Annotated in this window: 19 protein-coding genes; 11 read left to right on the top strand and 8 right to left on the bottom strand. The window is 65.9% G+C overall.

Annotated features, from left to right (window positions below; translation table 11 throughout):
• Positions 1 to 67: 67 nt before the first annotated feature.
• The 3 genes from ACMG4O_RS11835 to ACMG4O_RS11825 are packed head-to-tail and all read left to right on the top strand — an operon-like array spanning position 68 to position 1,266.
• A complete protein-coding gene (locus ACMG4O_RS11835) occupies positions 68 to 571 on the top strand; it encodes a DUF2244 domain-containing protein (RefSeq protein WP_185956915.1) in 504 nt (167 codons plus the stop codon).
• Between the two features lie 31 nt (positions 572 to 602).
• Positions 603 to 929 carry an antibiotic biosynthesis monooxygenase family protein gene (locus ACMG4O_RS11830; RefSeq protein ID WP_194856441.1) on the top strand — a complete coding sequence of 109 codons (327 nt, stop codon included), beginning with the start codon at positions 603 to 605 and terminating at the stop codon, positions 927 to 929.
• A complete protein-coding gene (locus ACMG4O_RS11825; protein ID WP_142948842.1) occupies positions 919 to 1,266 on the top strand; it encodes a hypothetical protein in 348 nt (115 codons plus the stop codon). Before ACMG4O_RS11830 ends, ACMG4O_RS11825 begins: the two co-directional genes overlap by 11 nt.
• Here the strand turns inward: ACMG4O_RS11825 and ACMG4O_RS11820 are convergent, their stop codons facing one another.
• A complete protein-coding gene (locus ACMG4O_RS11820; RefSeq protein ID WP_142948841.1) occupies positions 1,267 to 2,445 on the bottom strand; it encodes a saccharopine dehydrogenase family protein in 1,179 nt (392 codons plus the stop codon).
• 194 nt (positions 2,446 to 2,639) lie between these two features.
• Here ACMG4O_RS11820 and ACMG4O_RS11815 point away from each other — a divergent pair, with 194 nt between their 5' ends.
• The 5 genes from ACMG4O_RS11815 to ACMG4O_RS11795 all read left to right on the top strand — a co-directional run bounded on the left by ACMG4O_RS11815 (position 2,640) and on the right by ACMG4O_RS11795 (position 7,389).
• Positions 2,640 to 3,596 carry a helix-turn-helix transcriptional regulator gene (locus ACMG4O_RS11815; RefSeq protein ID WP_414433838.1) on the top strand — a complete coding sequence of 319 codons (957 nt, stop codon included), beginning with the start codon at positions 2,640 to 2,642 and terminating at the stop codon, positions 3,594 to 3,596.
• Positions 3,597 to 3,671: 75 nt separating this feature from the next.
• Entirely contained in the window at positions 3,672 to 4,844 is a 1,173-nt protein-coding gene (locus ACMG4O_RS11810) for a helix-turn-helix transcriptional regulator (RefSeq protein ID WP_067604834.1), read from the top strand.
• 100 nt (positions 4,845 to 4,944) lie between these two features.
• Positions 4,945 to 6,609, top strand: coding sequence for a hypothetical protein (locus ACMG4O_RS11805; RefSeq protein ID WP_194856445.1), 1,665 nt, complete (start codon positions 4,945 to 4,947; stop codon positions 6,607 to 6,609).
• 167 nt (positions 6,610 to 6,776) lie between these two features.
• Positions 6,777 to 7,106 carry a putative quinol monooxygenase gene (locus ACMG4O_RS11800; RefSeq protein ID WP_414434864.1) on the top strand — a complete coding sequence of 110 codons (330 nt, stop codon included), beginning with the start codon at positions 6,777 to 6,779 and terminating at the stop codon, positions 7,104 to 7,106.
• Positions 7,045 to 7,389, top strand: a complete 345-nt coding sequence (locus ACMG4O_RS11795; RefSeq protein WP_142948890.1) for a VOC family protein — start codon at positions 7,045 to 7,047, stop codon at positions 7,387 to 7,389. Before ACMG4O_RS11800 ends, ACMG4O_RS11795 begins: the two co-directional genes overlap by 62 nt.
• A 64-nt stretch (positions 7,390 to 7,453) precedes the next feature.
• Here the strand turns inward: ACMG4O_RS11795 and ACMG4O_RS11790 are convergent, their stop codons facing one another.
• The 3 genes from ACMG4O_RS11790 to ACMG4O_RS11780 are packed head-to-tail and all read right to left on the bottom strand — an operon-like array spanning position 7,454 to position 12,763.
• Positions 7,454 to 10,582: an error-prone DNA polymerase gene (locus tag ACMG4O_RS11790; protein WP_414433837.1), complete on the bottom strand. Its 3,129-nt coding sequence runs from the start codon at positions 10,580 to 10,582 to the stop codon at positions 7,454 to 7,456.
• A 1-nt stretch (position 10,583) separates the two neighbouring features.
• Positions 10,584 to 12,005 (bottom strand): Y-family DNA polymerase, encoded by a 1,422-nt coding sequence (locus ACMG4O_RS11785; RefSeq protein ID WP_142948837.1) that lies wholly within the window; start codon positions 12,003 to 12,005, stop codon positions 10,584 to 10,586.
• The gene (locus tag ACMG4O_RS11780) at positions 12,002 to 12,763 is read right to left on the bottom strand and encodes an SOS cell division inhibitor SulA (RefSeq protein WP_142948836.1); all 762 of its coding nucleotides are present in this window, start codon (positions 12,761 to 12,763) and stop codon (positions 12,002 to 12,004) included. The genes ACMG4O_RS11785 and ACMG4O_RS11780 overlap by 4 nt, the downstream gene beginning before the upstream one ends.
• Before the next feature lie 178 nt (positions 12,764 to 12,941).
• On the opposite strand from ACMG4O_RS11780, the gene ACMG4O_RS11775 reads away from it, so the two are divergent.
• Both ACMG4O_RS11775 and ACMG4O_RS11770 read left to right on the top strand, forming a co-directional pair.
• Entirely contained in the window at positions 12,942 to 13,583 is a 642-nt protein-coding gene (locus tag ACMG4O_RS11775) for a hypothetical protein (protein ID WP_142948835.1), read from the top strand.
• Positions 13,580 to 15,118 (top strand): GMC family oxidoreductase N-terminal domain-containing protein, encoded by a 1,539-nt coding sequence (locus ACMG4O_RS11770; RefSeq protein WP_370201756.1) that lies wholly within the window; start codon positions 13,580 to 13,582, stop codon positions 15,116 to 15,118. Before ACMG4O_RS11775 ends, ACMG4O_RS11770 begins: the two co-directional genes overlap by 4 nt.
• On the opposite strand, the gene ACMG4O_RS11765 is transcribed toward ACMG4O_RS11770, so the two are convergent.
• Positions 15,119 to 15,643 (bottom strand): hypothetical protein, encoded by a 525-nt coding sequence (locus tag ACMG4O_RS11765; protein WP_414433836.1) that lies wholly within the window; start codon positions 15,641 to 15,643, stop codon positions 15,119 to 15,121.
• Between the two features lie 89 nt (positions 15,644 to 15,732).
• Between ACMG4O_RS11765 and ACMG4O_RS11760 the strand changes: the two genes are divergently transcribed.
• Entirely contained in the window at positions 15,733 to 16,197 is a 465-nt protein-coding gene (locus ACMG4O_RS11760) for an acyl-CoA thioesterase (RefSeq protein ID WP_414433835.1), read from the top strand.
• Here ACMG4O_RS11760 and ACMG4O_RS11755 read toward each other — a convergent pair.
• Genes ACMG4O_RS11755 through ACMG4O_RS11745 form a run of 3 tightly spaced genes read right to left on the bottom strand, consistent with a single transcriptional unit; the run spans position 16,179 to position 21,315 of the window.
• The gene (locus tag ACMG4O_RS11755) at positions 16,179 to 17,393 is read right to left on the bottom strand and encodes a hypothetical protein (RefSeq protein WP_414433834.1); all 1,215 of its coding nucleotides are present in this window, start codon (positions 17,391 to 17,393) and stop codon (positions 16,179 to 16,181) included. The two genes, ACMG4O_RS11760 and ACMG4O_RS11755, sit on opposite strands and share 19 nt — an antisense overlap.
• A gap of 2 nt (positions 17,394 to 17,395) precedes the next feature.
• The gene (locus ACMG4O_RS11750; protein ID WP_414433833.1) at positions 17,396 to 19,345 is read right to left on the bottom strand and encodes an acetoacetate--CoA ligase; all 1,950 of its coding nucleotides are present in this window, start codon (positions 19,343 to 19,345) and stop codon (positions 17,396 to 17,398) included.
• Positions 19,342 to 21,315 carry a biotin carboxylase N-terminal domain-containing protein gene (locus tag ACMG4O_RS11745; RefSeq protein ID WP_414433832.1) on the bottom strand — a complete coding sequence of 658 codons (1,974 nt, stop codon included), beginning with the start codon at positions 21,313 to 21,315 and terminating at the stop codon, positions 19,342 to 19,344. Before ACMG4O_RS11745 ends, ACMG4O_RS11750 begins: the two co-directional genes overlap by 4 nt.
• Positions 21,316 to 21,317: the final 2 nt, after the last annotated feature.

The raw sequence follows: 21,317 nt of genomic DNA, 5'->3' as shown, positions 1-21,317 counted from the left end.
GAAATTCAGGCGGCCTATGCTACCGATACAGGGTCCGCAGTGCATGCGGTATTGGAGACCCCTTCTTATGGTGGCAACTGAATCCCGGAACGGCGTCACGGTGGTGACGCTGAAGCCTCACCTCTCCGCCGACTGGCCCCAGGTGAAACGCTTTATCGCGCTGATCGCGGTGGTGGTTTTCACGGTGGCGGCGGCCTGGACCCTGGCCGGCATCTGGCTGGCGCTGCCGTTCGCGTTCATCGAGGTGGGGCTGATCGGCTATCTGCTCTACCGGGTCTGTTTCCGCCTGTCCTACCTGCACCAGCGCATCGCCGTGGAGCGGGGCAGGGTGGTGCTGCACGAGGGCGTGCGCGGCCCGGACCGGGAGTGGATTCTGGCGCGCCCGGCGGCGCACCTGCACGTGGTGCTGCCGGTTAAGGAGGTGGACATGATCGGCCTGCATCTGTGCGACGACGACACCCGCCTGGAGCTGGGCGCCTTTCTCAACGGCGACGGCCGCGAACAGGCGCGCCAGGCGCTGCGCGACGCCGGCCTGGTGGAAACCTCGGACCGCTGGTGGGTGCAGGGCTGAGCCCCGATGCCAACCCCAACAGGAGACTGCAATGAAGTACATCTTCGAAGTACGCATGAAGGACGGCTACACCGTGGAGGAATACGCCCAGGGCTGGATCGAGGCCAGCGAGATCATCCAGCAGACGCCGGGCGCCCGCGGCACCTACCTGCACCGCAAGATCGGCGAGCCGGACACCCTGCTGGCCATCGCCCATTGGGACTCAAAGGCGCACCGGGACGCCAAGGACGACAGCCGCAGCGCCAAGGTCAAAGCGATTCTGGAAAAACACGCCCGCACCTGCGAGATCACCCCGCTGGGCGAATTCGAAGAGCCGGAATGGGAAGTGCACCCCGATGGAGGTGACGGTGAGCGCTAGACGGTCGGTGTGGGGCAGGGCGGCGCTGCTGGCCGCGCTGATCGGTCTGGCCGGTTGCGACTATTCCGACGCGCCTCAGGCGGCGCCGCTGCGAATGCTCGCCGAACAGCCGGCCGACTATGACGGCGAACTGGTGACCACCGCCGGCACCGTGCGCCATTTCCAGGACCCGCTGCACTACTGGATCGAGGACGACGACTTAAACCGGGTGGCCCTGAAGCCGGTGGAAAACGTGGAAGCCCATCTGGGCAAGCGGGTACGCGTCACCGGCGTTTTCCACTACCAGGAAAACGCCGGCCGCGAAATCGAGCTGGAGTCGATTCGGGAAGAACCCTGATCAGCCCTCGATCTGGAACTTCAGGCCGGCGTTGTCCACCAGCCGCTTGATCAGCTTGTCACCGAACGCCGGCGCCGTGGTCCAGATGCCGCCGGCGGTATCGTCGGCGTCTTGCACCAGGCACAGGGCGCTCTCGGCGATCATCCGCGAGGTGGAGCCGTAGCCCGGGTCACGGTTGCCGGACACGCTGGCCTTCAACTGCCGGCCGTCGGCGGTCTCGCCGATAAACAGCACGTCGTAGAAGCCGTTTTCGCGCTCTTCCTTGCTCGGGCCTTCGCCGGGCTTGGGCGCGTCCTTACCGGACAGGGAGCGGTCGTTGGTCACCGCCTCGGCGGTGGCCTTGCCCTTCTCGCCGGGGCCGGTGAGGATCATCTCGTCATACACGAACTGATCGCCGTAGGCGTGGCCCAGCAACTGGTTGGAGCGGTGCACGTTGCGGGTGTTGATGGTCGCCATCACGAACGGCGCCAGCCAGGTGTGCAGCTCGTCGTCGTAGACCGGCTCCCTCGGCTCCGGCTGCTCCGGGCCCTTGAAGCCCGGCGTCAGGGAAAACGGGTCGGTGAGCAGCTGGTAGATCTTCGGGTCCTTCTTGGCGGCCACCAGGGTCGCCTGCAGGCTGGCGGCGGTACCGCCGGAGAAGGTGCCCTTCATCTTGCGCACCCGGCCCTTCACGCGGGGCAGGTAGGCGCCCAGGTTCTCCTTGGCGTACTGCTGCAGGAAGTACACGCCCATATCGAACGGGATAGAATCAAACCCGCAGGAAAACACGATCCGCGCGCCGCTCGCCTTGGCGGCCTCGCCGTGGGCGTCGATCATCTGGCGCATCCACGCCGGCTCGCCGCACAGATCCACATAGTCCGTACCGGTCTTGGCGCAGGCCGCCACCAGCGGCTCGCCGTACAGCTGGTACGGCCCCACCGTGGTCAGCACCACGCGGGTGCGCTTCGCCAGCGCCTCCAGGGTCTCCGGCTTGTCGGCGTCGGCGGTGATCAGCGGCACCGAATCCGGCACGCCGATTTCCTCGCGCACCGCCTTCAGCTTCTCCTCGCTGCGGCCTGCCATGGCCCACTTCACGTCGCTATCGGCGCCGTACTGCTGATGCAGATACTCCGCCACCAGCCGGCCGGTGAAGCCGCTGGCGCCGTACACCACGATGTCGAACTCTCTCCCGTTGCTCATAATCGGCAATCCGTTCTGTTGCGAATGATGCGCCTACTATAGACCCCGTGCCGCGCCCCTGGGCAGGGTGGGGAACGGCCTTTTTATGGGCAAGAGAGTCATGGCGCGGCGTGTACTCTTATCCCCAGGTTGGGGGATGCGCCGCGGACCGCCGGTGTTTAGGATAATTCCGGATCACTGATAAGGGGAATAAGGTGGCCGGCGAACCGGACCTGACAAAGGTGCTCGATAGCATATATTTCGCGCCGCATGGAGGAAGCGGATGGTGCGACTGCCTGAACCTGATTTGTGAGCTTGTGCGCGGTGATGCTGCACGGCTTCTGAGAATAGACAAGCAAACCGAACAAGTGGTCGCCGAGCTTCCGGGCCAGAATCTGGCCGGGCAAGCAGGTGATTCGGATTTTCAGGGTGCAAATAGTGGCGCACTCCATGGCCGTTTCGTCGCGGATGGCCTGGTGGTCGAGCTGAAGGTTCAACGTGTCGGCGAAGGCGCCCCCTTCACTCCACGGGACCGGAGCGTTCTTGATGAACTGATGCCACATATCGCCCGTGCGTTACGACAGGACGGCGCTTCCAGATTACTGATGGACCGGCACGCCGCCGTGAGCAGGCCCAACCAGGGCGCTCTGTTACTGCTCAATGTCCAACAGGAAGTCGTGTTTGTTTCTACCCGGGCCAAGGACTGGCTCTCGCAAACGAGCCGCATGACATTAAGAGACAACCATTTGTATCTATCCGGTTATAAGAAGCAAACGGAATTCTCGGATCTGGTTCGTTACTGTATGGGTCAAAGAGGCTCCGGCATGATGGCACTGCCGGAAAAGACCGGTGTCGTGCGTTTGCTGGTCAGTTTCGAGGAAGCCGGAATTGATGGGATTTTCGAGTCGAATGGTCTGATTGCTGTTTTTATTCTGGCTATCGATAGTGAAGACATAGACGACGAGGGCGCCATTGCTCGTTGGTTGGGACTAACGGAACAAGAAGCACGCATTGCGACACGGATTGCTCAAGGGGGCCGTCCGGCGGACATTGCCGCTGCATTGGGTGTGTCTTTGCATACCGTTCGTCACCATCTTAAAAACATTTACCGCAAGACCGGTACTCACTCTCAATCGCAACTTACCGCCATGGTGCTGAATCTGCCGCTTTGAAGGTGACAATATAAACGGCTTCTGGTTATTTGTTCTCTGGGGAGATGATAACCAATGAGGGTTCAGGGAGGGATAATGAATAATACGCGCGGGCTTTTGGCGTCGGAGCGCTTGCTGGATCAACTTTACTTCGCGCCTTACGAGGCGTCCGGCTGGCACGGGTTCCTTAAAGAAATGGTTCGCCAGTCGGGTAGTCGGTCGGCCCGACTATTGGTAATGAATCAACAAGCGGATCAGGTGTATTCAGGTGTTCAGGTCAACACTGACGATAAGGCCCATAAAGCCTTTGTGGATCACTTCGTCAATTTGTGTCCCTGGCGCCCGGGGCTGGCCCATCTGCCGCCGGGTAAGTTCTATTCTTCTTACCTGGACGGCATCTGCGACCAGAAAACCTTCTACCGTTCCGAATTTTTTAACGACTGGGCCAAAGAGCTTGATATTCACCATGGCGCCAGCGGCACGGTCTGGCAGTTCGAGGGCCAGACTATTCAGATGTTTTTTCAGCGGACAGGCGGTCAGGGCCATTTCAGACGTTATGAAACCGATGCCTTCAATGCTTTGGCACCGCATATTCGCCGTGCTCTTCGACTGGAAGCCATAATCCATCAGCAAAAGCAGAAACAGGGGTATTTGGAGCATACGGGCCGCTTCAGCGCTTTCATACTGCTTGATGCCAATCAGCGTGCGGTACACGTTTCCGAGGCCGCGTGGCGTCATATCCAAGATAATCCACACGCTCTTCGTCTTGGCAAAAGGGTGTTATTGCAGAACGGCGAGGCACAGCAGAGGCTGGATTTCCTTTTGAAGGCCTCTTTCGCCGGTGGCACGGCGGGCGCGCCGGTGACGGGAGGCGTCATTGCCTTGCCGCGCCCGGAACGGTCGCCATTGTTGCTGCAGGTCGTCCCCTTGCATCCCGATGCCGACAGGCCACTGATGCCGGTACCGGCCCATGCCGCCCTCTATCTGGTGGATGGTGACGCGGAGCCTGAATTCGACACTAAAAAACTGGCGAACCTGCTCGGCCTCACGCAGGCGGAGGCGGAGATCGCCGCCTTGGTAGCCGGTGGGCAGACCGCCGCGAAGATCGCGTCTTTCCGTCGGGTGTCGCTGCATACCGTGCGAAGTCAGATCAAGAGCATCTACTTTAAAACGGATGTGTCCAGCCAGGCGCAACTCACCCGATTGGTGAAAGCGTTACCGGCCACCCGCGACCGGCAGGGGCGCTCGAGAACGCCGTTTCTGTCTTGATCGGTGGCAGCCGGTTGTATCCCCCATCTTGGGGATGTGCGCTTCAGTCGCAGATGATTAGCTAGTGCTCTCGAACTTGTTTGATAGTACTGGAGGAATCATGAATACCTTGAAGCTCACTGCATTGGCTTGTGCCGTGGCGTTGACTGGTTGTGGTGGTGGATCTTCGTCGGACGGTGGCTCAGACGCGCCCGCCGAAAATGCAAGAACGGGCGTCTTCACCGATAGCGCGGTGGCGGGAATCAATTACCGGACCTCGCCGGGCAACAGGAGCGGTAGCACCAACGCTCTAGGCGAATACGATTATGTCGACGGCGACACCGTCACGTTTATGATCGGCGGCATTCCCTTGCCTTCGGTACCGGCGACCGGCCGGGTCACTCCCGCCGACATGGCCAGCGACGAACAGCCGGATCAGGTCACCAATATCCTGCGCCTTTTACAGTCGCTGGATCAGGACGGTGATCCGGATAACGGGATTACCATCCCGGGTCAGACCCACACGGACCTGGCAAACGCTCAATTGGATTTGGCTCAGCCAGCCGCCTCGTTCGAGACCGCTTATGATTCCGAAGTAAGGTCGCAAACCAATTCGGATCTGGTCAGTGCCGAGGATGCGGAGACCCATTTCAATGAGTCTCAACAGGCTGACCTGCGTGGCAGCTGGGTATTCGTTGAACCCGCCGGAGAAAGCAGCAACGGAAAAGGGCCCGACGGTGAAGAGATCAACGTTCTCACCTTCATGCACGGCGGCCGTTATATCGTCGCGCACAAATACGGCAATGACGACCAGGGCGCGGCGACCGCCGAATGGGGCTTTTATGACTGGAATCCGCAAAGCGGCGACGTGTCCTTCGAGGTGGTCGGTGATTCCGATGCGTCGGGAGGTATTTGCGGCGACGACACCTTCTGTTCGGATACCATCAATCTGGTGGGTGATGAGCTGGTTCTAGGTAGCGAGGAGGAGGCCACCACCGCTTTCCAGGCAGTTAAAAATGAGGGCAACGACTATGTTGGCGCTTGGTATCTGCCGGAAGACGTGGGATTCAATGTTCTAACGATCCTGGATGGCAGCCATTACGTGGTCGCGCATTCCGATAACCAGGACGTATATACCGGCGACAATCTGACCCCGACATCGTCCGAGTGGGGCACGTATTCCATCACCAATGATCAGTTCCAGGTAAACGGTGTCGAAACCGAAACCGATGGCCCAGGCGGCTTGTACGACGCCAGCAATTCCGGTGCTCCCGGCGCCAGCGCCACGGTGGAAGCAACCCCGTATGGCGATCTGGGCATGGCTTTCGACGCGGAGGACGTCATTACCTTCGGGCGGATAGGCCGTTTCAGCGTGGAACTGCGGGATCTTGTCGGCAACCGTAGCGTCGCCGTGGTGGAGCGTTCCGAGCAGGGTTTCGAAGAGGGAATGAGCGCTGATTTCACCATTGAACTGGTCGGTGAGGGAGACAGCGCCGATGTGTCCCTGAACGGTGATGGCAGTGGCACGATGACGTTCTCCCCCGGTACCCAGGATCAAGAGACAAGCACCATCGACGCGCCCTGGACTACCACGGACAGCGGGACCCTGCGCTTCACGGAAAGCCTGGACGATGAGTCCACGGGCTCATGGACGATGGTAAAGGTCAATAACGGTAAGGATGTACTTGTTGATTTTCGTCATGTGGATGGGACCACGGAGAGCCTGCTGGGCTTCTTCATCAGCGATTTTGTTCTTCCCGCTGAACCGGTCAGTTCCGCTCAGTAAGAAAAGACAGGGGAGCGGAAACGCTCCCCTGTCTTTCTGAAATCCCACGACCAACTCGTTAAGAGCCCCACCGCTGTCAGCACCATCCGCCACCAGCTGACCCGTTAAGCTGCTGTCGCGGTACACCACGATGTCGAATTCTCTCCCGTTGCTCATAATCGAAAGTAATCTTAACTGGCCGGATCATTGTCCCCGACGGGGATTTTGATGGTGTTGTTGATGCCCTCTCAACTCATATTGATCTCTCACGCCAAGAAAAAGGCTGCTTGAAGTTTGAAGTCACTCAAAGCGCTGAGCACAACAACACCTTTATTGTGTACGAGATATTTGCCGATAAGGCCGCGTTTCAGCGCCACCAGGAATGTGTCCGTGATTCAGCCTGGGGGGCGGATATCAGCGAACTCAGAGCGGCATTACGAGATGGGAGAAAGAATCATGAAAGTTCACTATTTGGAGATCGTATCCGAGGATGTGGATGCGGTATGCAAAGCGTATGAGGCTGCTCACGGCGTCAGATTTGGTGAGCCGGACGAACTACTCGGTGGCGCCAGAACCTGCACCTTGGCCGATGGATCGATTGTCGGCGTGAGAGGGCCGCTGCGAAGCACGGAGGCGCCGGTGGTTCGCCCCTATTGGCTGGTGGAGGATATTGATCAGGCCGTAGTCGACGTTGAGGCCGCGGGGGCCAAGATCGCCATGGCGCCGACGGAAATCCCCGGCAAGGGCAAGTTTGCCATTTATATTCTTGGTGGCAACGACCACGGGCTTTGGCAAGTTTAGGGGCCTCTGGTATCCCGCCGGGTGGCTGGCGCCACCCTTTCGCGAGCGAGCCATTCTCTTTTCGTTATTTGAAGTCTCTTGAGCGGACGATCAGTTCGTTGAGGGCGTCGCTGGTGTCGTCGAGGCGGCCGGCCATCAGGTGGACGATACCTTCGGGGCTGATTTCCACGGTGCCGGTGACGGTGACCATCGGGCTTTTCAGCAGCACGGTGCGGAAGCGTTCCTGGATGGCGCTCCAGATCACCACATTGGTGTTGCCGGTTTCGTCTTCCAGGGTCATGAACAGGGTGCCTTTGGCGGAGCCGGGGCGTTGCCGGTTGGTGACCAGGCCGGCAACGCGCACCACCTGGCCGGGCCGGGCGCGTTTCAAGTCCTTGGCGCGGTAGCCGCGTTTGAAGCGGGGCAGGTGGCGGACCAGGGCCATGGGGTGCTTGCCCAGGCTGACGCCCAGGTGGCGGTAGTCTTCGATCAGGGTGGTGTATTCCGAGGGGGCGTCCAGGTAGACGCCGTCGTGGTCGCCCTGGGGGCCGTCTTCGAGCAGCGGGCGCTGGCCTTCCAGGCCCTGGACGTCCCAGTGGGCCTGGTGGCGGTGGCCGCTGAGGCCGCGCAGGGCGTTGCCGGCCACCAGGGCTTCGCGTTCGCGCTGGCCGAGCCGGGCGCGGCGGCAGAGGTCGCCGACGCCGGTGAAGGGCGCTTCGGCGCGGGCCTGGACCAGGCGTTGCGCGGCCTCCGGGTTGAAGCCTTTGATCTGGCACAAGCCCAGGCGCAGGGCCGGCTGCACGCCGAGCTTCTCGCGCTGAAGCTCTTCCAGGCTGTGGTCCCAGTGGCTGTGGCGGGCGTCCACCGGGCGTATTTCGATGCCATGGCGGCGCGCGTCCTGTAGGATCTGCGAGGGCGAGTAGAAGCCCATCGGCAGACTGTTGAGCAGGCCGCAGTAGAAGGCGCTGGTGTGGTGGCGCTTGAGCCAGGCGGACACGTACACCAGCAGCGCGAAGCTGGCGGAGTGGGATTCCGGGAAGCCGTAACCGCCGAAGCCTTTCATCTGCTCGAACAGGCGGCGTGCGTAGTCGCCGCTGTAGCCGTTGGCGCGCATGCCGTCGATCACCCGGGCTTCGAATTCCATCAACTCGCCGCTTTTGCCCCAGCGAGCCATGGCGCGGCGCAGGCGGTCGGCTTCGCCGCCGGAAAAGCCCGCCGCCACCATCACCAGCTTGATCACCTGTTCCTGGAAAATGGGCACGCCCAGGGTGCGCTCGAGCACCGCTTTGACCTTGGCGTCCGGGTAGTCGGTTTCTTCCAGGCCGTCGCGGCGGCGCAGGTAGGGGTGCACCATGTCGCCCTGGATCGGGCCGGGGCGCACGATCGCCACTTCCACCACCAGGTCGTAGAACTTGCGCGGCCGCAGGCGCGGCAGCATGTTCATCTGGGCGCGGGATTCCACCTGGAACACGCCCAGGCTGTCGCCCTTGCAGAGCATGTCGTAGGTGGCCTCGTCGCCGGCGGGGATGTCCTGCATGGCCAGCGGGCGGCCCCGGTAGCCCTGCACCAGGTCCAGGGTTTTGCGGATCGCGGTGAGCATGCCCAGGGCCAGCACGTCCACCTTCATCAGGCCCAGGGATTCCAGGTCGTCCTTGTCCCACTGAATCAGGGTGCGGTCGGGCATCGCCGCGTTTTCCACCGGCACCAGGGTGTGCACCGGGTCGCGGGTGATCACGAAGCCGCCCACGTGCTGGGACAAGTGACGCGGGAAGCCGACCAGCTCCTGCACCAGCTCCCGGTAATGACGGCCCAGGGTGGAGCCGCCCAGGCCCACTTCCCGGAACCGTTCCACCAGGGCGTCGGGTTTGTCCCACCAGGCCAGGTTGCCGCTGAGGCGCTCAATAATGTCCATGTCCACGCCCAGGGCGCGGCCCACGTCGCGCACCGCCGAGCGGGTGCGGTAGTGAATCACGGTGGCGGCCAGGGCGGCGCGGTCGCGGCCGTATTTGCGGTAGAGGTACTGCATCACCTCTTCGCGGCGCTCGTGTTCGAAGTCCACGTCGATGTCCGGTGGCTCGTCCCGTTCCTGGGAGATAAAGCGCTCGAACAGAAGCTGGCTGCGGCCCGGGTCCACCTCGGTGACGCCCAGGCAGTAGCACACCGCGGAGTTGGCCGCCGAGCCGCGCCCCTGGCAGAGGATGCCCTGGCCACGGGCGAAGGCGACGATGTCGTGCACGGTGAGGAAGTAGTGCGCGTAGCCGAGCTGTCGGATCAGTCCCAGCTCCTTGTCCACCAGGGCGCGCACCCGGTCCGGTACGCCGTCCGGGTAGCGGGCTTCGGCGCCCTGGTGGGCGAGGGCGGCGAGATAGTCGTCGGCGTTTTGGCCCGGCGGCACCACTTCTTCCGGGTACTGGTAGCGGATTTCGTCCATTTCGAAGTGGCACTGGTCGGCGATCCAGGCGGCTTCTTCCAGCAGCGCCGGTGGGTAGACCTCCGCCAGCCGGTCCAGGCCGCGCAGGTGGCGCTGGTCGTTCTGGAACCGGCGCCGGCCCAGGTCGCGCACCGTGGTGTTCAGGCGCAGGGCGGTGAGCAGCTCCTGCAGGCGCTGGCGCTCCGGCCGGTGGTAGTGGACGTCGTTGGCGGCGGTCATGGCCAGCCCGAAGCGGTCCGCCAGCTGATAGCAGTAGCGGTAGTGCAGGGCGTCGTTGCGGTCCTGGAGCAGCTCGCAGGCCAGCCACAGGCGCTCGCCGAAATGCGCCTTGAGCAGGGCGGCGTGGTGATCGTCGCGGTCGTCCCCGGCGGGCAGCCACAGGCACAGGGCGTTGCGGTCGATGCGCGTCAGGTCCTGCCAGTGCAGCCGGTAGTGGCCCTTCTCCGCGCGCCGCCGGCCGCGGGTGATCAGCGTGGAAATTTCACCGTAGGCCTGACGGTCGCGGGCCAGCAGCACCAGACGCAACTCGCCCCGGTCCTGGTGCAGGCGGAAATGGCTGCCCACGATCAGCCGGAAATCCAGCGTGCGGCCTTCGTCCTCCAGAGCTTTTTTGAGGTTCTTGTGGGCCTGGTAGGCGCGCACCACCCCGGCCAGGGAGCCGTCGTCGGTGATCGCCAGGGCGCGGTAGCCCTGGCGCCAGGCCTGCAACACCAGCTCCTCCGGCTGGCTGGCGCCGGTGAGAAAGGTGAAGGCGGAGGTGCAATGCAGTTCCGCGAAGTCCATGTCAGAAAAAGCCCTGCAGCCACCAGCGCGCCTGGTCGTCCTCGAACACCCAGCAGCAGAGCCCGTCCGGGTGGTGGGCGACGCGGTAGCGGCGCGCGGCCAGGTCGTGCCAGGGCTGGCTGAAGCGTTCCTCCTGGGGGAACAGGGTCAGGGGCCGGCCGCGCCAGTGGGGCACCCGGTCGCGCAGGGTCAGCGGCCGGGGCGGGTCGAGCAGCCACAGGGGGCGGTCCTGATCGCGGCCGTCGTCGGCGGTCGGCTTGGGCGCCGACGCCAGCGGCGCGCGGCCCCGTTCGGTTTCCTCCGGCAGATGGCCGTCGCCCCGGTCCGGGCGGTACACGCCCAGCGCCGGTTCGCCGGCGAGCTTTTCCAGCAGGCCGGCCAGCGGCGGGCGGGCGCCGGGGTCCGGGAACAGCTCGGCGAGGCCGGGGTTGCGCGGCCGGGGGCGGCCGCCGTCCAGGCCCAGGCCCAGCAGCGGGGCGCTCAATTCATGGTGGCTCAGGCGCCGCTGGCTGAGGTCCAGCCAGGTGGCGGCGTCGTGGCCCTGCCGGGCGCGCCGTACGATCAGTGTGTCCCGGTGGCCGTTGTTCAGGTACAGATGCCAGCGCAGGGTCACCAGGCTTTCCTGGTGGCGGTTCAGGGTGTCTTCCAGCTTGGCCAGCAGGGTGCCCATCGGGCCGCTGAGCCGGTCCAGATCGTCCAGCGGGTCGTCGAAGTCGAGCCGTTCGCGGAACGGGCGCGGCGGGGAAATCGGTTTGCGCGGGTCCGCCTGCTCGCCGAGCAGACGCTGCAGCCAGTCCAGGAAGTCCACCCCAAAGCGCTTGCCCAGCGCCGCCCGGGGCAGCGGGAACAGCTCGCCCAGGGTGCGGAAACCGGGGGCCTGCAGGCGCCGGCGCAGGCGCTCGTCCAGGTCCAGCTCGGCGAGCGGCAGATCCGCCAGCCAGGCCTGGAAACGCGCCGCTTCCGGGGGCGCGTCGAGGGGCGGCGGGTCGGTGAGGTGCCAGGCGGCCAGCGGCGTGGGGCCGATGCCCAGGCGGCTGGTCAGCGGGCAGTGCAGCCGGTAGCGGTCGACGCGGGCGAGCAGCGGTTTAAAACCACCGAACAGCTTCAGGCAGCCGCCCACTTCCAGCAGCACGGTGGCCGGCGGCGCCGGGCACACCTGGGGCGTGAGCGCCAGCAGTTGGCGGGCTTCGCGCAGCAACGCCTGGTGCTGCTGGTCGGCCCGCGCTTCGTGCACTTCCAGTGTCTCGCACAGGGCACGGGCGGTGCCCAGGCGCAGGCCCGCTTCCACGCCGGCGGCGCGGGCCGCCGGGTTGGCCAGCAGCACCCGGTTGGCGCGCACCAGCACGCGCGGCTCCGGGCGCGGGCCGTGCTCCGCCTCCAACGCCAGCAGCGGAAAATGCAGGGCCAGCCACAGCGCGCTCATGGGCGCACCTCCGGGACGACGGGGGCGGGCAGCCGCAACAACGGCGTGCGCAGCGCCGGTTCCGGCGCCGGGCGCCGGGTCAGGGCCGGCAGCTCGCGGCAGGCCGGCGGCCGCCGACGCAGGTGCTCGGGCAGCAGCGGCAAACGGCAGTGCAGCCCGGCCCGGCCGCCGGGCTGCTTGTGCACGGTGACGGTCAGTTCGCCGGGGGCCGGGCAGCTCAGGTCCAGGCGCAGCGGGGCCGGGCTGGGTTGCCGGCCGGCCTGGCGCGGGCGCACCAGTATCAGCAGGCAGCGCCCCTGTTGCGCGCCGAGATGCAGGCGCCGCAGGGTGCCCGCCGGCAACGGCCCGCCCGGGGCCCACAGCAACGCCAGCCGCACGGTGTCGCCGGCGATCGCTTCGAAGCTGGCGCGCAGCAGGGTGGCGCGGTCGCCGCTGCGCAGGATCAGCAGGTCGTCCAGGGGCACCCCGGCCCGGGCCAGCATGGTGGCGGAAGGCCGCATCGGCGGGTTGGCGATCAGGCGGGCGCCGGGGCCGTCGCTGGCCAGCACCGGCAGCAGCAGATGCAGCACCGCCGGGCAGGGCAGGGGGCAGAGCAGCTCCACCAGGCCCTGTTCCGGCCAGCCGCCGCCGGCCAGGATCCGGTCCAGGTCGTTGAAACCGGTGCTTTGCCCCTGGCCGGTACCGGTGCTTTCGCGGCCCCACCAGGTGTCCCTGCGGGCCAGCAATTGTTGCAAGAAATCAGGCGGCATGGGCGGCATGAAGGGAAATCCGGAGTGTTTGAGATGCTGTACATAAGAACAGTATCCGTAAGCCGGCGAAGGGTCAATGGGAAAGGCTGTGCTGAGCGGTCAAGCGGCGCTGTCAGGGTAAACATATTGTATTGCCCGGGGCTCTTGAGTAGCTTCAAGGCATCCCCGAGCTCGACGAGATTTCCCGATGTCATCACAACAACAAACAGCGCGCCGGTTGTCCTCGGCCTTTCAGCAGGGCGTGACCCGGCGGCGGTTCCTGAAGTGGGGCCTGGTCGGCAGTGCCGGCGTGGCCGCCGCCGCCGCGGGCGGCTTCGCGCTGCTGCGCCTCTCGCCCCTGGACGACCGGCCGAAACCGGACTGGGCCGACGGCCTGAGCCGCCAGGAATACCATCTGTTCGACCGGGCACGGGTGGCGTTGCTGCCCACCGTGGGCACCGATCTCACGCCCAGCGACCAGGTGCCGGTGGTGCGCAATGTGCAGGGCATTCTCGGCTTCATGGACGCGGCCACCCGCAAGGACGTGGCCACCGGGCTGACGCTGTTCGATAACGCCGCGGTGTTTTTCCACGGCAAGCGCTTCGTGGATCTGGACGAGGCCACCGCCCGCGATTATTTCGACGCCTGGAGCCGGGGCAATGTGGTGCAGCGCACCCTGGGCACGGTGATCAAACAGCTCACCTACACCTCCTACTGGCGCGACGAAAGCACCTGGGGGCCGGTGGAATTCGACGGCCCGGTGTCCGACCGCTGGGGCATCGCCTATCTGGGCAACGCGCCCCTGCCGGATCAGCAATCGGAGCAAGCCACTGAGGAGGGCAACGCATGAGCGAAGTGCAATGGCGGTCTTCCGGCTTGCCGGTGACCGAAGCGAAGGACATTAAACAGAGTGCGCTGACCCTGGATGCGGACGTGGTGATCGTCGGCTCCGGCGCCGGCGGCGCGGTGGCCGGCTATGAGTTGGCCCGGCGCGGCAAGAAGGTGGTGATTCTGGAAGCGGGGCCCTATGTCCCCTCGAAAGACTTTACCGAGCGCTTCCCGGAAAGCCTGGAAACCCTGTACCAGGACCACGGCGGCCAGACCAACAAAAGCGGCGACCTGCTGGTGTTGCAGGGCGCCTGCGTGGGCGGCTCCACGGTGGTGAACGGCTGCGTGTGCTTCCGCACCCCGGACTTTATTCTGCAGGACTGGCAGCGGGATTTCGGGCTCAGCGATCTGACCGCCGAAGAGCTGGCGCCGTATTTCGACCGGGTGGAAAAGAACCTCTCCATCGAGGAAAACAAGGAACACGAGATCGCCCGCCACGGCCAGCTGATCCGCGCCGGCGCCAACAAGCTGGGCTGGTCGGTGAAACCGTTCAAACGCAATATTCGTGAATGCGCGCTCACCGGGCACTGCCTGTCCGGCTGCAAGACCGAACGCAAGCAGTCCATGCTGGTCAGCTATCTGCCCTGGGCCACCGCCCACGGCGCCCGCATTTACGCCGACACCCGCGTCACCGAGGTGCTGGCCGACGGCGGCCGGGCGCGCGGTGTGCGCGCCGAGGTCACCGGTCACGACGGCGCCAAGGTGGCGGACATGACGGTCAACGCGGAGCGGGTGATCCTCGCCGCCGGTGCCGTGCAGACGCCCTTGCTGCTGTTGAAGGGCGGCCTGGCCAACCGGTCCGGGCAGGTGGGCAAGAACTTCGCCTGCCACCCGTCGCTGTATGTGTCGGCGCGCTATCCGAAGCCGGTGCACGCCTGGCGCGGCGCCATGCTGGGCGTGTACGTGGACGAGTTTCTGCACCCGGACAAGGGCGGTTTCGTGCTGGAGGACGGCGGCGCCGGCCTGGCGGAACTGAGCATGACCGCGGAGCCGGGCACCGGCGAGCCGTTCATGCAGTTCATGAAGGACGCCAAGTACCTGGCCGGTCTGGTGACGCTGATCCACGACCACAACGTGGGCACCATCCGCTGGGAGGACGGCCGCAAGGTGATCGACTACCAGCTCGCCAACTCGGATTTTCCGTCCATGAAGCGGGCCCTGAAAGCGGCCGCCAGACTGCACCTGGCCTCCGGCGCCGAGGAAGTCTATGTGCCGTCCAGCGACAAGCGGGTGATTCGTTCCGAAGCGGATATCGACGGCGCCATCGAGGGGCTCGACAACCAGCCCCAGCACCTGCGCATGGTGAGCTACCACCCGCAGGGCAGTTGCCGCATGGGTGCCGACCCGGACACCAGCGTGGTCAACTCGGACGGCGAAACCCATGACGTGAAAGGGCTCTACGTGGCGGACGCCAGCCTGCTGCCCACCTCGATCATCGTGAACCCCCAGGTGACCGTGTACGCCCTGGCCACGCGCATCGCCGAACGCATGGCCTGATTAACGGCCCTGTCTCACCACCACCCGGTGCACGCCACCGGGTATTTTATAGCGGCGGATGTCGCTTTCGCGGGCCATGCAGGCGCCGTGCTCCGGGTTGAGCCGGCACCAGCGCACCTGCCGGCCCAGTGCCAGCGGCACGCTGAAGCGGGTGTTGTAGTTGCCGCCGGCCTGCAGCGCGATCCACAGCTGATTGGGCAGCCACTCGCAGCCGTCCTGGTTGCGGAACATGTCCAGCGGCACCTGGAAACTCAGGCTCTGGCCCTGGCGTTCAGGGCGGAACTGGGTGCCCGCCTGGGTCACCGGGCAGGTGTCTCCCTCGGACCGGTACACCACCTCGATACGCACCTGATCCGCCGGTAACGGCGGGTCGATGCTCAACTGATAGTGGCGGATATCCCGCGGAATCGGGTTGGGCGCCGGCTGGTAATCCCGCTGCGCCACCGACACGCAGCCGCTGAGCAGGAGCAGGGCGCCGAGTACCGCTGGCAGCGCTGGCAGGGACCGCGACGGGCCTGGGGCCATGGTGTTCTCCTTGTGGGTCACTGGGGAGTCATTCATTGCGCCCTAGGTTATCATTGCCGGCCTTGTCCGTATTGATCGAAGGAGCAGCCATGAGTGATGCCAACAGCCAATCCGCGCAGGCGAAACAACGGCCCGGGCGCGAGGCGTTCGGCTATCTGTGCCCGGTGGACAGCCGCTGGGCGGACAATGACGTTTACGGCCATATCAACAACGTCATGTACTACAGCTACTTCGATTCCACCATCAACCGCTATCTGATCGACAAGGGCGGGCTGGATATCCATAACGGCGAGGTGATCGCCTATGTGGTGAGCTCCGGCTGCGACTATTTCGAGGCCGCCGCCTACCCGGACGCGCTCACCATCGGCATGCGCGTGGACAAGCTGGGCAACAGCTCGGTGCGTTACGGCTTAGCACTGTTCGGGGAAACCGGAGCCGCCAAGGCGCTGGGTTTCGTGGTGCATGTGTTCGTTGATCGGGAGACTGGCCGGCCGGTGTCGATCCCGGCGCCGCTGCGTGAGGCGTTGGCGGCGATTCAGTCTTCGGGAAAATAGTTTTTTTCGGAAAAATGTAGCTCCGCCAGGAAGTAGAAACGCTCACCGAACGGTATCCGGTCCATCTCGAAGCCCACGTTGGGCTGCTGGCCGGGAAACCGCTCCGGTGTTTCCTCCAGGTCCGGGTCGTCCTGATAGATCAGCCGGGCGCCGGTATCGAAGCCTTCCGCGAAGTGCAGCCGGGCGAGCAGGGCGAAGCCCCGCCCGGTATCGAAACGCAGCCAGTTTTCCGCCGGCACCGGGCGCCGCAGCATGGCCCGTTCGGTGTCCGAAAGCCGGCCGTCCACCACCGCCTCCCGCTCGCCGGTCCAGCTGGTGCGCAGCCGCGCGCCCTGGAGATCGTGGCCGTCGACGCTGACCCGGGCGCGCGGGTCGCGCAGCACGGTGGCGGCGATGCCGGGCAACGCGAAGCGGCTGTGGATGGCGAGCCGGTTTTCCATCAGCACGAAGTGGTTGTGCACGGTGAGCACGCGCAGGCCGGCCACGCGCACCCGGGTGGTGGCGTACACCAGCGTCGCCAGCGGCCCTTCGATGACCTGCTGGATTTGCGGGTCCAGGTTTTCGTTGGTGAGTGTGAGGCGGGCGCCCTCGCTGAACACCCCGGCGCTGAGCCGCAGTTTTAAACTGTCCAACAGGGTCCGTTGCGGTTTGTCGTCCGGGGCGCGGTAATGCCGGTAGGTGAAATCGCCCCACTGGAACAGGTTGCCGTCCAGAAATTCCAGCCGGTAGTCCGCGGTGCGCAGGCTGAGCGGGTCGCCGTCATCGTCGCGCTCCAGGGTCACCGGCGGGGTGAAACCCTGGAACGGCGGCCGGGCCAGCACGTAGAAATAAACGGGCCGCTCGCCGTCGCTGTCGAGCGCCAGTTCACCGATTACTTCCTGGCCGGGGGAGGGCAGTCGTTCGCCGCCGTCGGCGTCGTCCACCAGCAGCCGGTCGCGGGGGCCCACCCGGCCGGTCTCTCCGGCCCGGCGGCTGTCGTCATCCTCGCTGAAGTAGGGCCAGCCGCGCTGCGACCAGGCCAGCCACTGGTGGCGGACGCTGCGCAGCTCGCCGTCCCGGTAGGCGGCCACTTCCAGGCGGTCGGTACGCAGCCCGGTAAGGTCTTCCAGGGCCTCGCCCTGGAAGGTCGCCACCGCGCTTTGCGCGGTTCCGGCCAGCAGCCAGAACAGCGCGAGCAGCAGCGCCCGGCCCGTCATGATCAGGCCAGCTCGGGCCGGTCGGCGAAGTGGGCGAGCGCGTCCGGGTTCGCCAGGGCGTTGCGGTTGCGCACCTCGCGGCCGTGCACCACATCGCGCACCGCCAGCTCGACGATCTTGCCGCTCACCGTGCGCGGAATTTCCGGCACGGTGAGAATCACCGCCGGCACATGGCGCGGGCTGGCGCCGGCACGGATGGTGGTGCGGATTTTTTTCCGCAGCTCGTCGGTCAGTTCGATGCCCTCGGCGGGCACCACGAACAGCACCACGCGCACGTCGCCGTCGTACTGCTGGCCGACCACGATGGCCTCGCGGATTTCCTCCAGGGTTTCCACCTGGCGGTAGATTTCGGCGGTGCCGATGCGCACGCCGCCGGGGTTGAGCACGGCGTCGGAGCGACCATGGATCACCAGGCCGTCGTGGCCGTCGTGGGGGACGATCTCGGCGTAGTCGCCGTGGGCCCATACATTCTCGAAACGATCGAAATAGGCGCCGTGGAAGCGCTCCTCGTCCGGGTCGTTCCAGAACGCCACCGGGCAGGCGGGGAAGGGCGCGCGGCACACCAGCTCGCCTTTTTCGCCGACCACCGGCTCGCCGTCGTCGTTATAGACCGCCACGTCCAGGCCCAGGCCCAGGCACTGGAGTTCACCCCGGTACACCGGCACCAGCGGGCTGCCCAGCGCGAAACAGGAAATGATGTCGGTGCCGCCGGAAATCGAGCTCACCAGCAGGTCCGGTTTGACCTTTTCGTAGAGGAAGTCGTAGCTCTCGTGCAGCAGCGGCGAGCCGGTGGAGTAGAGCGTGCGCAGGGTGGACAGGTCGTGGCTGTCGCGGGGCACGGCGCCGGCTTTTTCCACCGCCTGCACGAACTTGGCGCTGGTGCCGAAGTGGGTGATCTTCTCCGCGTCGATCACATCGAACAGGCGGGTGGCGTCCGGGTAGGCCGGGTTGCCGTCGTAGAGCACCAGGGTGGCGCCGGTCTGCAGGCCGCTGACCAGCCAGTTCCACATCATCCAGCCGCAGGTGGTGAAGTAGAACAGCACGTCGTCGGCGCCCAGGTCGCCGTGCAGGCGGTGTTCCTTGGCGTGCTGGATCAGGGCGCCGCCGGTGCCGTGCACGATACACTTGGGCGCGCCGGTGGTGCCGGAGGAATAGAGAATATAAAGCGGATGGTCGAACGGCAGCTCGGCGAAGGCCGGCGGCGCCCCGGCGGCGGCCAGCCAGTCGCGCCAGTTGAGCGCCTGGCGCACCGCGCTGGTGTCGCCGCGGCCGGGAATCACGATCAGCAATTCCGGCTGCAGTTTTTCATGCAGCGCCTGGATGCGTTCATCCAGCTCGATCCACTTGCCGTTGTACTGGTAGCCGTCGCAGGCGAACAGCACCTTGGGTTCGATCTGGCCGAAGCGGTCGAGCACCCCCTCGACGCCGAAGTCCGGCGAGCAGGACGACCAGATGGCGCCGATCCAGGCGCAGCCCAGAGCGGCGATCACGGTTTCGATGCGGTTGGGCATGTAGCCGGCGACCCGGTCGCCGGGCTCAACGCCGGCGGCGCGCAGCTGGGCGGCCACCTGGCCGGCGGCCACGTGCAGGTCGTTGTAGCTGATCTGGTCACGGCGGCCGCCCTCGTCGATGCTCACCAGGGCGGTGTGGGTGTCGTGCCGGGGCAGCAGGTTCTCGGCCATGTTGATGCGCGCGTCCGGGAACCAGCGGTTGTGGCGGAACACCGGTGACGGCGCCAGCACCCGCTCGCCTTTATGGCCGCGCAGTTCGCAAAAATCCCAGACCAGATTCCAGAACGCCTCCGGCTCCGTCACCGACCAGCGGTGCAGGTCCCGGTAATCCGTGAGCGGCGTGCCGGCCAGCTGTTCGGCGCGGGCGCGGAACGCGGCGGGCTGGCCTTCGTTGAGCCGCTTTTCATCGGGCTGCCAGAGCGGGGTCGGGGTTGTTGTCATTGTGCCTCCGTTTCGGAATCCAGCGAATTGAAATCAACCAGGAGCGTGCCTTCGGCGACGCTGTCGCCATCGGCCACGTGGAAGCGTTCCACGGTGCCGGCGGCACCGGCGCGCAGGGTGTGCTCCATCTTCATGGCTTCCAGGGTGATCACCGCGTCGCCGGCGGCCACCGTGGCGCCCGCTGCCACATGGCAGGCGACGATGGTGCCGCTCATGGGCGCGATGAACCCGTCCTGGCCGCCGGCGCGGTCGCTCTCCCGGGCCGGGTGTATCTCCACCGGGTAATCCTGACCGTGCACGAAGACCGCCGTATGTCGGGCGTCGCCATCCTGGGGTTCGATCAGGTGACCGGCCAGGCGGCGCTCGCCCCAGTGCAGCTCAAAGGCGGTGCCCCGGCGGCGCAGGTGGAAGGGCGCGGGCTCGCCGCCGTCCACCCGGGCCTGGTCATTGTCGAGCACCACGGTGTGGGCCTGCTCGCCCACCCGCAATGGGATCAGGGTGCGCTTTTGTCCCAGCGGACGCCAACCCGGCAGCGCGCCCCAGGGGTCGTTGCCGGTGGCGGGCCGTCGGGCCACGGCGCCGGCGGCGGCCACGGCGACCAGGTCGCTGTCCGCCGGCGCCGGCGTCATCAGGTCCGAGTGTTTCTCAAGCAGGCGGGTGTCCAGCTCGGCGTCGGCGAATACCGGGCTGCTCAGAACCCGGTGCAGAAAGGCGGCGTTGTGGTGCACGCCGCTGATGGCCAGGTCGTCCAGGGCCGCCACCAGCCGGCGGCGGGCCTGGTCACGGTCGCCGCCGTGGCTGATCAGCTTGGCGATCATCGGGTCGTAATGGTCGCTGACCCGGTCGCCGGCCTCGAAGCCGCTGTCCACGCGCACCTGTTCCGGCCAGCGCAGTTGGTCCAGGCGGCCGGCGGAGGGCAGGAACTGCTGGTACGGGTTCTCCGCGTACAGGCGCACCTCCATGGCGGCGCCGTGGCGCTGGATCTGCTCCTGGCTTTTCGGCAGCGGCCGGCCTTCGGCCACGGCCAGTTGCCAGGCGACCAGATCCTCGCCGGTGATCAGCTCGGTGACCGGGTGCTCCACCTGCAGGCGGGTGTTCATCTCCATGAAGAAGAATTCGCCTTCGGGGGAGAACAGAAACTCCACCGTGCCGGCGCCGCGATAGTCGATGGCGCGGGCGGCGCGCACCGCCGCGTCGCCGAGATCCCGGCGCTGGGCCTCGGTGAGGCCGGGGGCCGGGGCTTCCTCGATGATTTTCTGGTGGCGGCGCTGCACCGAGCAGTCGCGTTCAAACAGGTGCACCGCGTTGCCGTGGTTGTCGGCGAACACCTGCACTTCCACGTGGCGGGCGGTGGGCAGGTAGCGCTCCAGCAGCACCCGGTCGTCGCCGAAGGCGTTGCGCGCCTCGCGGCGGGCGGCGGCCAGGGCTTCCTCGAAGCCGGCGGCGTTGTCCACCGCGCGCATGCCTTTGCCGCCGCCGCCGGCCACCGCCTTGATCAGCAGCGGGAAGCCGACCTTGTCGGCCTCGGCGATCAGGGTGGCGTCGTCGGCGCCTTCCCGGTCGAAGCCGGGCAGCACCGGCACGCCGCTTTGCGCCATGTGCTGGCGGGCGGCGGCCTTGTCGCCCATCAGGCGGATGGCCTCGGCGCCGGGGCCGACGAAGATCAGGCCGGCGTCCGCGCAGGCGTCGGCGAAGGTGGTGTTCTCGGACAGAAAGCCGTAGCCGGGGTGAATGGCGTCGGCGCCGCTGTCGCGGGCGGCGCGGATCACCTTGTCGATGTCCAGGTAGCTGTCCCGGGCCGGCGCCGGGCCCAGCCGCACGGCGCGGTCGGCCTCGCGCACATGGGGCGCGTCGGCGTCGATGTCGGAGTACACCGCCACCGTGGTCAGGCCCAGCTCGCGGGCGGTGCGGATAATGCGCCGGGCGATCTCGCCCCGGTTGGCGATCAATAGCGTGTTGATGGCGGCCATGG

Origin of the sequence: Alloalcanivorax venustensis (assembly GCF_047495515.1) — a bacterium.
GTDB classification, from domain to species: domain Bacteria; phylum Pseudomonadota; class Gammaproteobacteria; order Pseudomonadales; family Alcanivoracaceae; genus Alloalcanivorax; species Alloalcanivorax venustensis.
This window is presented reverse-complemented; position numbering and strand designations above follow the sequence as displayed.